The organism is Shewanella maritima, from assembly GCF_043643735.1.
In the GTDB taxonomy this organism is placed as follows: Bacteria; Pseudomonadota; Gammaproteobacteria; order Enterobacterales; family Shewanellaceae; genus Shewanella; species Shewanella maritima_A.
Genome location: NZ_JBHZSM010000007.1, coordinates 180,241 through 195,237, shown reverse-complemented (window position 1 = coordinate 195,237; position 14,997 = coordinate 180,241). Strand labels below are relative to the sequence as shown.

The 14,997-nt window shown below is 43.1% G+C and carries 12 protein-coding genes; 3 read left to right on the top strand and 9 right to left on the bottom strand.

Translation table 11 applies throughout. The features are described 5' to 3' along the window. Positions 1-334: 334 nt before the first annotated feature. Positions 335-1,111 carry a class I SAM-dependent methyltransferase gene (locus ACHUGF_RS10175; protein ID WP_394130907.1) on the bottom strand — a complete coding sequence of 259 codons (777 nt, stop codon included), beginning with the start codon at positions 1,109-1,111 and terminating at the stop codon, positions 335-337. Positions 1,112-1,240: 129 nt separating this feature from the next. Here ACHUGF_RS10175 and ACHUGF_RS10170 point away from each other — a divergent pair, with 129 nt between their 5' ends. Further along, entirely contained in the window at positions 1,241-2,083 is an 843-nt protein-coding gene (locus tag ACHUGF_RS10170; RefSeq protein WP_394130905.1) for a 23S rRNA (adenine(2030)-N(6))-methyltransferase RlmJ, read from the top strand. A gap of 16 nt (positions 2,084-2,099) precedes the next feature. Here ACHUGF_RS10170 and ACHUGF_RS10165 read toward each other — a convergent pair whose 3' ends face one another. From ACHUGF_RS10165 to ACHUGF_RS10150, 4 genes are all read right to left on the bottom strand, one after another. Then, entirely contained in the window at positions 2,100-2,348 is a 249-nt protein-coding gene (locus tag ACHUGF_RS10165; protein WP_394130903.1) for a hypothetical protein, read from the bottom strand. Between the two features lie 200 nt (positions 2,349-2,548). Then, the gene (locus ACHUGF_RS10160) at positions 2,549-3,919 is read right to left on the bottom strand and encodes a M28 family peptidase (RefSeq protein ID WP_394130901.1); all 1,371 of its coding nucleotides are present in this window, start codon (positions 3,917-3,919) and stop codon (positions 2,549-2,551) included. A 32-nt stretch (positions 3,920-3,951) separates the two neighbouring features. Then, positions 3,952-4,800, bottom strand: a complete 849-nt coding sequence (locus tag ACHUGF_RS10155) for a lytic transglycosylase domain-containing protein (protein ID WP_394130899.1) — start codon at positions 4,798-4,800, stop codon at positions 3,952-3,954. Between the two features lie 11 nt (positions 4,801-4,811). Next, positions 4,812-5,324 (bottom strand): hypothetical protein, encoded by a 513-nt coding sequence (locus ACHUGF_RS10150; protein ID WP_394130897.1) that lies wholly within the window; start codon positions 5,322-5,324, stop codon positions 4,812-4,814. A 451-nt stretch (positions 5,325-5,775) separates the two neighbouring features. On the opposite strand from ACHUGF_RS10150, the gene ACHUGF_RS10145 reads away from it, so the two are divergent. After that, positions 5,776-7,377, top strand: a complete 1,602-nt coding sequence (locus ACHUGF_RS10145; RefSeq protein WP_394130896.1) for an AbgT family transporter — start codon at positions 5,776-5,778, stop codon at positions 7,375-7,377. Between the two features lie 453 nt (positions 7,378-7,830). On the opposite strand, the gene ACHUGF_RS10140 is transcribed toward ACHUGF_RS10145, so the two are convergent. From ACHUGF_RS10140 to ACHUGF_RS10125, 4 genes are all read right to left on the bottom strand, one after another. Continuing rightward, positions 7,831-8,097 (bottom strand): hypothetical protein, encoded by a 267-nt coding sequence (locus ACHUGF_RS10140; RefSeq protein ID WP_394130894.1) that lies wholly within the window; start codon positions 8,095-8,097, stop codon positions 7,831-7,833. 394 nt (positions 8,098-8,491) lie between these two features. After that, complete coding sequence (locus ACHUGF_RS10135) at positions 8,492-11,653, bottom strand: efflux RND transporter permease subunit (protein ID WP_394130893.1); 3,162 nt, start codon at positions 11,651-11,653, stop codon at positions 8,492-8,494. A 9-nt stretch (positions 11,654-11,662) separates the two neighbouring features. After that, entirely contained in the window at positions 11,663-12,811 is a 1,149-nt protein-coding gene (locus tag ACHUGF_RS10130; protein WP_394130891.1) for an efflux RND transporter periplasmic adaptor subunit, read from the bottom strand. A gap of 279 nt (positions 12,812-13,090) precedes the next feature. Further along, positions 13,091-14,218, bottom strand: coding sequence for an MBL fold metallo-hydrolase (locus ACHUGF_RS10125; protein WP_394130889.1), 1,128 nt, complete (start codon positions 14,216-14,218; stop codon positions 13,091-13,093). Positions 14,219-14,346: 128 nt separating this feature from the next. Between ACHUGF_RS10125 and ACHUGF_RS10120 the strand changes: the two genes are divergently transcribed. Continuing rightward, positions 14,347-14,973, top strand: coding sequence for a TetR/AcrR family transcriptional regulator C-terminal domain-containing protein (locus ACHUGF_RS10120; RefSeq protein ID WP_394130887.1), 627 nt, complete (start codon positions 14,347-14,349; stop codon positions 14,971-14,973). Positions 14,974-14,997: the final 24 nt, after the last annotated feature.

The window sequence follows — 14,997 nt, the reverse complement described above, 5'->3', positions numbered from 1 at the left end:
CTGGCCATTTCCAGGCGCCTAATTTATCTCGAGAGAGATGCGATAAATCCCTAGCACTTCGTGTTAGGGATTTTTTCATTTTGACGTTTGCTATTTTAGCTAATGTTAGTTAGCGATCATGACTGAAGATGTACTATGTTGAGCGTTACAGTATCAATTTTGCGATATGAGTCTTCTCTCGAGATCTTAAATCTTAAGTAAGAAAATCAAGACTATTATCGAGTTCAACTTATAACGAGAAAGCCCACTGCAAATACAATGGGCTGTAATTATTATGCTGGTAAGATAGCTATGAAGTTATATTGATAGTTAATGCGGTTGAATTAGCCATGGCTTACTTCATAGCGGCTTTTACATAGACATCAAAACGATTTTTCTTTTGAGCAATGACAGTGCTTGGCTTTTTACCTGCAAGATCTTCAGCATAGTCTGGTCGCTTTACAACTACACGTTTTGTGGCTAACTCATAAGCCGGTGCTAATAATGAATCAGCATCTAGATCAGCACCAACAAGCGTTTGGAATACACGCATTTCTTTTTTGACTGCAGCGGATTTTTCTCTATGAGGATACATAGGGTCTAAATAGACAACATCTATCTGTTCATCAGTCTCTTTAGCTGCCTGTGTCAGTGCTTCAATACTTGAGCCATGGAATAAGCGCATGCGTTGTTGCATCCATTGGCCAATATCAGCATCTTCATATGCTCTGCGCAAACCATCTTCAAGTAAAGCTGCGACTACAGGGTGTCGTTCTATCATGGTGACATTGCAGCCTAGGCTTGCTAACACAAATGCATCTCTTCCTAATCCAGCTGTTCCATCTACAACGGTTGGCGTCACTCCTTGTTTTAGGCCAACAGCTTTGGCAATAGCCTGACCGCGTCCGCCACCAAATTTTCGCCTGTGTCCAACTGCACCACCTACAAAGTCGACACTAATTCCGGCAAGCTTCGGTTCATCTCTTTTGTGCAGCGTTAGTATGTTTTGTTCAAACTGCAGCTCAAATGGTGCATCCTTATCAAAGACCAAGCCCCAGCGTTGACTAACGTCAACCAGTGTTGGGTATTGCTGATTAAAAAATATTGGGGTTGGCAACGTCGATGCTCTCATTGATCTATAAAACACTATTATGCCAAATCAGCTTTGCGCTGAATACCTCTCGTCTCTATACCCTTGTGGCACTAAGGATTATAATAGCGATTAATTGCAGTTTATTTGCTCATTTACTTTGGGATCCCTATGCTCAGTTACCGACACGGTTTTCATGCCGGCAATTATGCCGATGTACTAAAACACGCTATGTTGTTTCAAGTCATTAAATCTATGCAGAAAAAGGCAAAGCCTTTTGTTTATATTGATACCCATGCTGGCGCTGGTGCGTATTCGCTAGAGGATGAGTTTGCACAGAAAACCGGCGAGTATCTAGATGGTGTTGCAAAGCTTTGGCAGCATACAAATCTTCCCACTGCGCTAAAGGAATACATGGAAGCCATTGAGCACTTTAATGGTGAATATGATGAACTGACGATTTACCCGGGCTCTCCGGCCATTGTTGACGTCGAGCTTCGAGAACAAGACCGCATGTTGCTACATGAATTACATGGTACTGATCATCAAGCGCTAACTGATTATTTCTCCCATGATAGTCAGGTGAAAATTGTTAATGCCGATGGACTCAAAGGTCTCCTAGCTGCTGTTCCGCCACTTGAACGACGCGGCGTAGTACTGATAGATCCTAGTTATGAGATTAAATCAGATTATATTGATGTGGCAGAGGCTATTATTAAAGCGCATAAGAAGTTTGCCACGGGTGTTTATATGTTGTGGTACCCAGTCGTTAAACGTGAACAAACCGAAGCCATGCTGAATATGCTGAAAGACAGTGGTATTAAAAAGCAGCTTCGTATTGAACAAGCGATTAAAGCTGATAGTCATGAATTTGGTATGACTGCTGCAGGGTTATGGATTATCAATCCACCTTGGCAAACCGATACATTAGCAAAAGAAGCATTAGATTATCTTGAACCCTTATTAGGTCATGCCGATGGTTCAATTACAGTCGAATGGGAAGTAGGAGAATAATTCCATTCTCAGGGCTTTAGCAACCGTTATCACTGCGCCCAAGTATTGGATTTAATAATATTTCAGTTAGCGCATAGGCAATGCCACTTTCTAAATCATTGTCATGCGCACTGAGATCACCACTTTTACGTTTATCTCTATTTTCGAACGCGCCAGTTGTAATATCGCACCCCACATTTGCAGTCGCATTTTCAACTTGGTGGCTGCTACAACCTATGCCCGAGACTAACACCATCACTAGGCCAATATGCCAATAGACTTTCATGATTGCTCTCTTCCTTAAAAAAGCTACTTACGTTGTTGCATTAATAGCTTGAGCCATGAAAAACGATATATGTGGCTAAAACTGTGCAGCAACCTGAATCAAGCGTGATTTATTTTACTTAATCACTTTACAGGTTGCTATATGGTTTATGGCCAATGTGTTTAGATTAGCAAAAGTAAATAATCTTTAATTTTAACATCTTAGAAGAACTTTCCTGTCGCCCCAGGGAAAACAACAGGGCTGACATTCCCATTCGCACTCACACTTGCAACGCCAAATACATAGTTATCTATAACCAAGTTATCTAGGGTAAATTGACTAACATTGTCCACGTAACGACTGTGTGTCCACTCTGTGGCAGTCGTGCTGCGCCAGTAAACGCGATAGCCAACAATGTCTTTGTCATTAGTGTTTTTCCAACTCAGTGTCGTACTGGGTGAGACTTGCCCTTTGATAGTAACATCCATTGGTGGGGCGGGTGCCCAAGCCATTGATGCCAAGCTGATGGCATTTAGTGCGGTGAGTTTTGCGTTGAAGTCGAAATCAACACCTTCAATAACATCACCATATGCAATGCCATTTTCGCTGCGAAGGTCTTGGTGTTGACGATGATAATGTTCGTTGGTTTCCATGACACGTACGGCTGGAAAACCTGCTTTATTGAAAGGTAAGTGATGACCACCTCGGCCAAAGCGATCAAGACGATACACTAACATCACATCTAAGTTTGTCATGTATTGATCAACAAGCGACTTTATATGGCGCGCAAGGTTTCGTGAGGCTGAGTCGTTCTCCCCACCACCAAAATAACGTTGGCGAGCTTCTTCCTCGGTTTCAACGTAACGAACACCCTCAGAAAATATCCTGACAGTACTGTTATTGATGACACCATTAATACCCGCGATATTACCTATCATGTCGTTATTTAATACAGCCTGAACTTGCCACTGTTGGTCTTTAGCGTATTGAGCCAGGATATCGCCACCATATAAACCTTGTTCTTCACCTGAGAGCGCTGCGTACACGATAGTGCCATTGAATTGATATTGTGATAACACTCTGGCTGCTTCTATTGCACCCGCTACGCCAGTGGCATTGTCATTCGCACCTGGAGAATCCGATGTTGCATCAAGAACATCACTCACCCTTGAGTCAATATCTCCGCTCATCATAACAACGCGTTTAGGGTCGCTATTACCGCGTTGGATTGCAATGACATTAACCACTTCAGTTGGTTCACTAATGCGTTTACCTTGTACTGTCTGGGCGACAGTGACCACTTCTAAACAGCCTCCACATTTTGCTGAAATTCGATTAAATTCAGATTCAATCCAACGCCTAGCAGCGCCAATGCCCCGAGTATTTGATTCGGTTTCAGACAATGTATGGCGAGTACCAAAACTTACAAGTTTGCTCACATCTGCATGTAAGCGCTTAGCTTGAGTTGCAGTGGCTATGTCATACAGTCGCATATCTTCTTGAGAGGGCGCAGGCGATGCGACAGCAGCGCTGATGGATAAACCGCTGATAATAGCAGCCATGGTCAATGATTGAATTGGTTTTATCGTCATGTTTATCTCTCGTACTTTCAATATGGAATGAACTAGCTACGCTGCGCCTTTTGGTAGCGCCTGTATAAAATCTGTACTCGTTTTACGTATGCTTGGGTTTCGGCAAAGGGTGGTACACCTTTATGCTTTATGACATTACTTGGCCCAGCATTGTAGGCGGCACACGCCAATTCAATATCGCCATTGAATTGTTTCATCATCTTAGCCAGATAACGACTACCACCATTGATGTTATCTGCCGCGTTTAATTCATCGAGAACGCCCATCTCTTTGGCGGTCAGTGGCATAAGCTGCATGAGTCCTTTGGCGCCAACCCGTGATTGCGCATCGACATCAAAATTAGACTCAGCGTGGATCACGGCTCTGATTAAGGCTGCATCCAAGTTATGTTGGCGCGCGGCATTATTGACAAAGTGCTTAAATTGCTCCGTTTGCAGCGGAATGTGATACCAATCGATTGTAGAGTCAGGTCTGCAAGCAAAGCACTCATATAACAGCACTTGATATTGACCATCTAATGGGGTTTCATCACTAAATACCGTCACACCTTGCTCGTTGGTATATTGGTAAACGCGACGTTTCTCTACGCCGATGTCGTTTAAAATGCCATTCTCAGAATAGCTGGCTTTAATTTTACGTTTAGGTTTGTCAACTTTTGTGGTGGCTGGTAATGGGTAATCATTAGTCAGTACCCTAGACAGATCATCGTTACCTTCAATATCTTTAGGCGGGCTTAACGTTACTTTGCGTTTACTGGTCGGGGATTCATTTGATAGTTTCAGAGTAGGCTTATCTTGTGCCGTGCTAGTCCAAGTGAGGCTGAATAACAGACACATAACAAGGATGCTGAGCATTTGCGAGTAGTCACTTATTTTAAACACAAATAACTCTATTATGCGGTTTGCAGTGAGAATGAAGGCAAAGGTGTAATGTTGGTGACCTTCGCGACAACATCACAGGGTAAAATTCTCACGCCAGAGTTTAATTCAGAAACGGTTTGGTTATAGAAATTTTGTACTTGCTCAATATCGCTAGCAAGTTGCTCCTGAGCATGACGTTTATCATCTGGTAAAACCTTGTCATCGAGTACTTCGATAAATTGATTTAATTCAGTATCGAGCTTTTGCCAAGTGGATAATTGAGCACCTAAATCTTGATCGAGTGTTTCATTCCACTCAGATTGTGCTTCTAATTGGGTGAGTTTATTAAATCTTTTTTGATAATTAGCCGACCATGAAGCACGTGCTTCTGTTGAATAGCTGTGAAGCAAATCCATTCGGAGATCCATCTTTTGGTGGATAAGTTTGAGTGCGCTTATCGCTGACTGACGGCGCTTTTTCAGGCCTGCATACCATAAAAAAGCTAATATCATCGCCAAGCTTAGGCTTAATATTACAGCTAACATGTTTACTTCCTTATTATTTTTATTCCTAATATTAAGCATAAATTGGATTAAAATTCACCTTTATGCCCCAAATTAGCTGTAAAGAAGCTTTAACAATGCTGTGACATGGCGAGGTGTTGTGGATGACTAATAAGCCAAAATCAGTGTTTATATCAAAAAGTTAGGCTGATGCGTTTTATTTAACAAAAAATAGAACAACAACCAAAAAATGTAAGTAAAAAGTCTTAATAATCATAGTTAAAGGTGTAAAATGTTAGTGGGTGTTTTTTAAGCTTCATCGCAATAAAAACCACTATTATTTGCCATATATTTTATGCTAATGTCATATTTTTAAGTGTTTAGTGTAAAATAATGCGTGAAATGCAGATTTTTTACATTTACGCTTCATTTGTCGACATCCAATATCTTGTACATTGGCAAACCTAATAACAATAGCCACTGAAGGAAAAACATGAGCAACCAGCAGCCAGAGGTCACATCTACGGCGGAAGACTTAGCCAAAAGCAACGGCTTTGTAAAATTCCTTAATATCGTAGAGAAACTCGGAAATTTACTTCCCCATCCCATCACCTTATTTGCCCTTTTTTGTTTGGCCGTTATCGGTATTAGTGGCATTGCAGGTTTCTTTGAATTAACCGTCGTCGACCCACGACCTGAAGGGAGTCCTGGTAGAAGCGCTGATGGCCTTATTCATGTCGTTAGTTTGATGAATGGTGAGGGCTTACGTTTAATCGTGTCTAACCTAGTGACTAACTTCACCGGCTTTACACCATTAGGCACAGTGTTGGTGGCCTTATTAGGTGTCGGTATTGCAGAGCGATCAGGCATGTTGTCAGCAGCTATGCGTTTATTGGTGATGGGCGCATCAAAGCGATTGGTTACATTAACTATCGTGTTTGCCGGTATCGTATCTAATACCGCCTCTGAGCTGGGTTATGTAGTGTTAATCCCAATGGCTGCAATGATATTTCATTCTTTGGGGCGTCACCCACTAGCGGGGCTTGCAGCGGCGTTTGCAGGTGTTTCTGGTGGTTACAGTGCTAACTTACTGTTAGGCACAGTTGATCCTTTGTTATCTGGTATCACTGAAGCTGCGGCGCAAATGATTGACCCTGAATATATTGTTGGCCCAGAGGTTAACTGGTACTTCATGTTTATGTCGACTTTCCTTGTCACCATAATGGGTGCCTTTGTGACTGAAAAAATTGTTGAGCCTAAACTCGGCAAGTATGACATCAGCGAGGCAGCAGATGATCTCGATGCACAAAGTATGGAAATTGTGACAGATCGTGAAAAATATGGTTTGAAAATGGCTGGCTTCACTGTCCTTGTGTTATCAGGCCTTCTTGCGCTGACCATTATTCCTGAATGGGGGGCTCTGCGTAACCAAGACACGGGTTTGGTTGCTGGCTCGCCATTCTTACGTGGCATTGTGGCATTCATCTTTATTGGCTTTGCCATTCCAGGCTTGGTATACGGTAAAGTGGTTGGCACCATGAAAAAAGACACAGATGTCATTGGTGCTATGTCTCATAGTATGAGCACCATGGGTATGTATATTGTGTTGGTATTCTTCGCTTCTCAGTTTGTTGCGTTCTTCAAGTGGACTAATCTTGGTGCCATCCTTGCGGTTGCAGGTGCAGATGCGTTAAGTAGCATTGGCCTAACTGGGCCGTTAGTGTTTGTTTTCTTTATTATGTTATGTGGCTTCATTAATTTAATGCTTGGCAGTGCGTCAGCGCAGTGGGCGGTAACAGCACCTATCTTTGTGCCAATGCTTATGTTGGTTGGCTATGCACCTGAAGCTATTCAAGCGGCATACCGTATTGGTGACTCTGTGACGAACTTAATCACACCTATGATGAGTTATTTTGGCCTAATTTTGGCCGTTGCGGCTCGTTATAAGAAGGACTTAGGTATTGGTACCCTGATTGCGACTATGCTGCCATATTCAATCGTATTCTTTATCGGTTGGACAACATTCTTCTTCATCTGGGTATTTGCTCTTGGTTTACCAGTTGGACCAGGTGCTGCTACGTATTACACGCCTTAGATGACACATTGAGTATGTATCTATCCATATAATTAAAATGCCGACAATGCTGTCGGCATTTTTTATTTTCAGCCCTAAACCACCTACTTCAGTAGGTGGTTATCATCAATTAGGGTTTGCCTGTACCTTTGTTTGTATGGCATGCCAGCTTGAGGTTGATTCAGCTATGCAATGATATTTAAAGCACGCAGCAAGCACATCCCTGTGGGCTCGACGAAAACATCCATGTTTTCAACGGCTTTAAATATCATTACTCATAGATGCTACTGAGGCTACAAAATAACTGAAACGCCCCCTTTTAGGGGGCTGAATGAAAGCCACCTTCTTCAGAAGGTGGATTCTTTACATTGTTGCCCCATAAAGCTGTGGTTTGGTAGTTAATGGTTTTGGTACGTCAATGGTGATCTGCTAAAGCTGGGAAAGTTGTTATTCAAGCTTTTAGGACAAGCCCATTTATTCAAGCATCTCGATTAATTTTTGAGTCATGGATTCAAGGTGGGTAACTTCAAATCTTTTGCTGACATAGTTAATGACGTATTCATCAGTCATGACCATATTGACTTGGATGTCATTGTTTTTACACACAACCTGAAACCATACTTTGTCACTGTTAGCATTCAGTCCGCCTAAAGAGCCTGAAGAGACTTCAGCGTTAGGGCAGCGACCAATTGCTTTGATTTCTTCATAAGATTGCTTAGCTTTTTCAACGATAGTCTGCATTTTATGAGCATCGTCTTTGTCTAAATTCAGTAGTGCGACAAAGTCTGCCCACTGCTGTCATACATGGTCCATGTGGTGCTTCTATCAGTCTTTGTCACCTGCATTGTCGGCAAGTTATAGTTTGGCTTATCTACAGTGAACTTCTGCGTTAATGCATGGGCTTGTGTACTACATATAAGCACTGCGGCAACGAGAGTAGATAACCATTACATAATGAAGACCTCAGATTGAAAAACGCATTCTAGCGACTGGTTAAAAAATCGTCTGCCATTCAAGTAACAAAGACGTAGAAAAATGGCATGAAAAAGCCCAGCATTGATGCTGGGCTCTTTGAATTAACTAGTTAGAGTGCTGAACTCACACTATGCATTCACTTTTAAAATAAATGACTGAACTAGGATTGAGTGTCATTGGTTGTAGATTCAGATGACTCAGGCGGTTTATAACCCTTGCGCTCACGCTTACTAAAGACTTTCTCAACCACATAGAAAAACAGTGGAATGAAGAAAATACCCAAGAAAGTAGAACTCATCATGCCGCCGAGAACACCTGTTCCTAGCGCATTTTTACTACCAGAGCCAACACCAGTACTGATAGCCAATGGTACAACACCGAAACCAAATGCTAATGACGTCATCAAAATTGGACGTAAACGTACACGCACAGCATGTAAGGTTGCATCTAATAAAGTCGCGCCTTTCTCATAGAACTCTTTGGCGAATTCCACAATCAAAATAGCATTTTTGGTTGCCAGTCCTACGGTTGTCAGTAAGCCTACTTGGAAGAACACGTCATTAGGTAAACCACGACCATTCATCGCAAACAGTGCACCAATAACCCCGAGAGGTACCACTAACACTACCGCAAATGGTACTGACCAGCTTTCATAGAGGGCTGCAAGTACTAGGAATACGACGAGAATAGATAGCGCATACAGTGCAGGAGCCTGATTACCAGACAAACGTTCTTCATAAGACAAGCCATTCCACTCAATACCAAAGCCTGGTGGTAACTGGGCAACCATGGCTTCGATATCCGCCATTGCATCACCTGTACTGTATCCATGGGCTGTTGCACCTTGAATATTTACAGCTGGTAAGCCATTAAAGCGTTGAAGTTGAGGGGAACCATAGTTCCATTGACCTGTAGCAAATGCCGAAAACGGTACCATTTCACCTTCAGAGTTACGCACATACCATGTGTCTAAGTCGCTTGGTTGCATACGATATGCGGCTTCACCTTGAACATAAACCTTTTTCACGCGTCCGCGGTCAATAAAGTCGTTCACATATGAACCACCCCAAGCCGTAGCTAGCACGCTATTCACGTTATCAATGTCGACACCTAAAGCGCGGATTTTGGCCTGATCAACATTGATTTCATACATAGGCGCGTCTTCCTGACCATTAGGGCGAACACCGACTAAGTTAGGATTTTGAGCCGCCATACCAAGTAATTGGTTACGGGCATTAATCAACGCATCATGGCCTTGTCCGCCACGGTCTTGCAGATATAAATCAAAACCGTTTGCGGTGCCTAATTCAATTACTGCAGGTGGAACAAAGGCAAATACTAGGGCTTCTTTGATTTGTGAGAAGCGGCCCATTGCTCGTCCAGCAATTGATTGCACGTCTTGACCTGGTTCTGTACGTTCAGCCCAGTCATGTAGACCAACGAACGACATCCCCATATTCTGACCCATACCGGCAAAACTGAAGCCTGCTACGCTAAATACAGATTTAACATTGTCACCTTCTTGCTGCAGATAATAGTCGCCAACTTCTTCTAGCACATTGATGGTACTTTCTTGGGTTGAGTTCGTTGGCAAAATGGCTTGTGTGAACAAAATACCTTGGTCTTCATCCGGTAAGAAGGCTGTTGGCATTCTCAAGAAGATCCATGCTGTTGCAATACCTATCATCAGGTAAACGAACATCATACGTACACTGCGCTTTAAGATTGCCGCTACGCTGGCTTCATAACGTGAAGTCAGTTTGTCAAAAGTACGGTTAAACCAGCCGAAGAAACCCGTTGTAGCATGGGTATGACCTTTCGGTAATGGCTTTAACATGGTGGCACATAATGCGGGTGTTAATACCATTGCCACGAATACCGACAGCGCCATTGCCGAAACAATGGTTATTGAGAACTGTCTGTAAATGACCCCTGTTGAACCTGACATAAATGCCATAGGTACAAATACAGCAGACAAGGTTAAGCCAATACCGATCAACGCACCCGTGATTTGGTCCATGGATTTTCGCGTGGCTTCGAGTGGACTGAGACCATCTTCTGACATCACCCTTTCTACGTTTTCCACCACCACGATAGCATCGTCCACCAGAAGACCAATGGCCAGTACCATAGCGAACATGGTTAAGGTGTTAATGGTAAAGCCTGTTGCAGATAAGATGGCAAAGGTACCCAGAAGTACCACAGGTACTGCGATGGTTGGGATCAATGTTGCCCTGAAGTTTTGCAGGAACAAGTACATGATTAAGAACACAAGTACAATTGCTTCAAGCAGAGTATGTACTACACCTTCAATCGATTTTTCTACAAAAGGTGTTGTGTCATACGGATAGTGGATCTCTAGCCCTTGTGGGAAGTATTGTTTGAGCTCCTCTAAACGCTCACGAATATTATTAGCCGTATCTAGTGCGTTAGCACCTGTGGCAAGTTTAAAGGCAAGGCCTGCAGCTGGCTTACCATTGAAAAATGATTCAACTGAATAGCTTTCTGCGCCAAGCTCAACACGGGCAACATCTTCAAGATACACGTTGGCACCTGAAGAATCTGATTTAAGAATAATGCGTTTAAATTGTTCAGGCGTTTGCAAACGGCTCTGAGCAGTGACTGTCGCATTCAACTCTTGGCCTGGCAAAGAAGGTGCACCACCTAATTGACCTGCAGATACCTGCGCGTTTTGCTCACGAATTGATGCCATAACATCAATACTAGTCAATTTATATTGTGTCAGTTTTAAAGGGTCTAGCCAGATGCGCATAGCGTACTGCGCGCCAAATAGCTGCAACTCACCTACACCTGGTACACGGCTCATCGGGTCTTGCAAGTTGGCTGCGACATAGTCTGAGATATCGTCTTTCGCTAAAGAGCCATCTTCAGATACGAAAGCAGCAACCATTAAGAAGCCAGCACTGGATTTATTGACATTAACCCCTTGCGATTGTACTTCTTGCGGTAGCAAGGTCATGGCAGCTTGCAGCTTATTCTGAACCTGTACTTGAGCAATATCAGGATCGGCTTCAGCATTGAAGGTTAGCGTAATAGTGGCATTACCAAAGCTATCGCTGCTAGATGAGATATAACGTAAGTGGTCAATACCCGTCATACGCTGCTCAATCACCTGCGTCACTGTGTCTTCCATGGTCTTAGCAGAAGCACCTGGATAGAAAGCATCAATCACAACGGTTGGCGGCGCAATACTTGGGTACTGGGCTACAGGCAGGTCTTTAATTGCTAAAACACCTGCTAGCATGATTAAAATGGAGATCACCCATGCAAAAATCGGGCGATCGATAAAGAAACGAGCCATAACGATGTCCTATTTACTTGGGGTAGCGGTTGATAATACTTGAGGCTCAACAGGTGCACCCGGGCGAATTTTTTGTAACCCTTCGACAATCAGCTTATCCCCTGGAGTTAAACCGTCGACAATACGCCATTGGTTGTTTATCGCTTCAGCGGTTCTCACCATACGTACTTCAACGGTGTTCTCTGCATTAACAACCATCACCATAGGTTCACCCTTTGGATTACGAGTCACGGCTTTTTGTGGGACTAAAATTGCATTAGGGTCGGTACCTGTGTCTAGATTTGCACGAACGTACATGCCAGGTAGTAATAAGCCTTCAGGGTTTGGGAACTCAGCACGGATAGTAACTGACCCCGTTGCCTCATCGACACTGACTTCCGCAAACTTTAACACGCCTGAATGTTCATAAACTGTGCCATCTTCAAGTAACAGAGTCACAGCAGCGTCTTCTGACTTTAATAGCTTGCCTGCACGTAGCTGTGATTTTAGACGCAACATTTGCGCACTTGATTGCGAGATATCGACATTGATTGGGTCAAGCTGCTGAATCGTTGCTAATGTGCCACTTTGGTTAGCTGTTACCAGCGCACCAGCCGTTACCGATGACTTACCAATACGACCTGAAATTGGTGCTTTCACCTCAGTGTATTGCAGATTAATTTGCGCAGTATTAATTGCGGCTTCTGCTACAACTACACTGGCTTTTGCTTCTTGGTATGCAGCAAAAGCTTCATCATAATCTTGCTTGCTGATAGCGTTAGTTTCAACGAGCGCAGTGTAGCGATCTGCGGTGGCTTTAGCCGAACTTAATGAGGCTAAAGCACGGGCTAAATCAGCCTTGGCGCTAATCAGTGCAGCTTGATAAGTGGCAGCATCAATTTGATACAGTGATTGGCCTTGCTCAACTTCACGACCTTCAGTAAATGCACGAGCAGTGATAATTCCCGACACTTGAGGACGAACCTCTGCTTCGAGATAAGCACGACTTCTACCTGGAAGCTCAACTTGAATCGCTTGAGGCTGTGCTTGAACTGTCATCACACCAACTGGGGTTGGTGGACGCTGCTGCTGAGCGGCGTTTGGATCGGCTTCTTTATTACAAGCGGTGATCCACACAGTTGCTGCAACAATAGCGGCAAGTTTTAGTGCTTTATGCATGTTAACGATACTCCTGATATTACTCCCGTTGGCACTGGCTGACAGCTATCAGACAGGCAGAGAATAAGTTTGATTTGTTGTAGCTTTAAATAATCTGGCGCTTTTATCTCATAGGCTTGATACGGTCACAACCTAGGAAGCAGATTGAAATTGTAAACAAATAATTTGTCACTACTGATTATGATCTGCTTGTTAACAAAAGCGACTTGTATAGTGTTTTTTTGTGACCAATGTTAGTTAAACGTTGGTGTTATTTCTGTTGGTTCTGGCATTTTCAATCTAGTGACTGACGCGGCTTTGTTTAATCTCAGCTTGCTGTAACTTATTTGAAACATCTTCTCCCCCAACTTGTTTATCCAGCATGACTTGTCGCCACCATGGTGAGGTTGGTGCTGGAGCTGCAACATTAACAGGCTCCCCAAACTGAGGCGTAAGCAAAGTAATACTGTGGTTTTTGGCCAGTTTGCTGACCTGTTCTAATGGATCAAACCAATCATGTAATGCGAGGTCAAAGGTGCCATTATGAATTGGCAACATAGCCTTACCTTGAAGATCTATATGTGCTTGCACACTCTCTTGCGGCAACATGTGAATATCGCGCCAAAGCTCGTTGTACGCACCCGTTTCAATTAAGGTTAAGTCAAATGGGCCAAAACGCTCACCAATTTGTTTAAACCCGTCGAAATAACCACTGTCACCACTAAAGAATATGCGATTTCTGGAACCTGCGATTACCCAGCTTGCCCATAATGTTTGGTCGCGATCTAATAATCCTCTACCTGAAAAGTGCTGCGAAGGTGTGGCGGTTAATGTCACTGAACCCAGCGCAGTTTCTTGCCACCAATTTAGCTCAATAATCCGCTCAGAGGGGACGCCCCATTGGCGCAAATACTTGCCGACTTTTAGCGGGGTAACAAAGGTTTCCACTTTATCAATTAAGGCCTTAATTGCAGCTTCGTCTAAGTGGTCGTAATGATCGTGACTAATAATGGCGGCTTTAATGTTAGGTAGCTCAGCAACAGAAATCGGTGAGGAGTGAAAGCGCTTTGGTCCAGCCCATTGCACGGGTGATGCGCGTTCACTGAAAACAGGGTCCAGTAGGAAAAAGTCGCCGTCTAGTCGCATCAGTAATGACGAATGGCCAAGACGATACAGCATGTCATCAGTCCCTTGATTTAATCGAGCCTTAGACAGGGGCTGAACTGGAATAATTTGATGTTTTTCCGGCGCTGCAGCTTGGCGATTGCTGGTGGCAAAGGCTTTCATAATGTTCCACATATCTGATAAGTCAGTTTTATAAATGACTTCTTCATTAGTGAATTTATGAGAGTGACTTGATTTTGGGATCAAATAGAACACCACTAAACAAGCGATCAATACTAAAATTAGCGTGAGTAAAATTTTCAATGTCAGCACCTAAACAACAAATAAAGTAAACTACACAGTGCAGTTTAATGCCTTTAGGTTGAAAAGTAAACTACTCAGTGTAGAATGAGTTTAAATAACACTCCTATCCATTACTGAACATATAGAATATGACTGAGTTGCAAAAAAAATCTCGAAGCGAACTAAAACGCGAAGCCATAATCGAAGCGGCTAAAGCCACCTTTAAGCAAGATGGGGTTGCTGCGACGAGTATGGATAAGGTTGCCGAAGTAGCTCAGGTCTCAAAGCGAACTGTATATAACCACTTTGCCACTAAAGAAGCCCTTGTGATGCACTTAGTGAGTGAGATGTGGTTAGAGTCATTGCAAAAAGACAACGTGACATATGATGCTGAGGTCAGCTTAGAGGTTCAATTGACACAATTGTTGTGTAATGAAATTCGATTCATGAGTCAGCAAGATTATATTGATTTAACCCGCATGGCGATTGGGCATTTATTCTATGACTGTGCGCAAATGGAACAAGAATTAGCACGATTTAAGAAAGCAGAAACAGCCATCTTTCGTTGGATAACTTCTGCCAAAGCCGATGGGAAACTAGTTGTACAAAATGTGCAGTATGCAGCAGAGCAATTACAACACCTGATTAAAGGTCAGTGCTTTTGGATGCAAATTATCGCCAGTAAACCCCCACTTACTATGACTGAACAGCAAAGTTTGGCAAAAGAAACTGCCGCGATGTTCCTTGCACGTTATCAATTACAAACTTTGTCATAAGTTTATCAGTTGGTAACCCTGTGA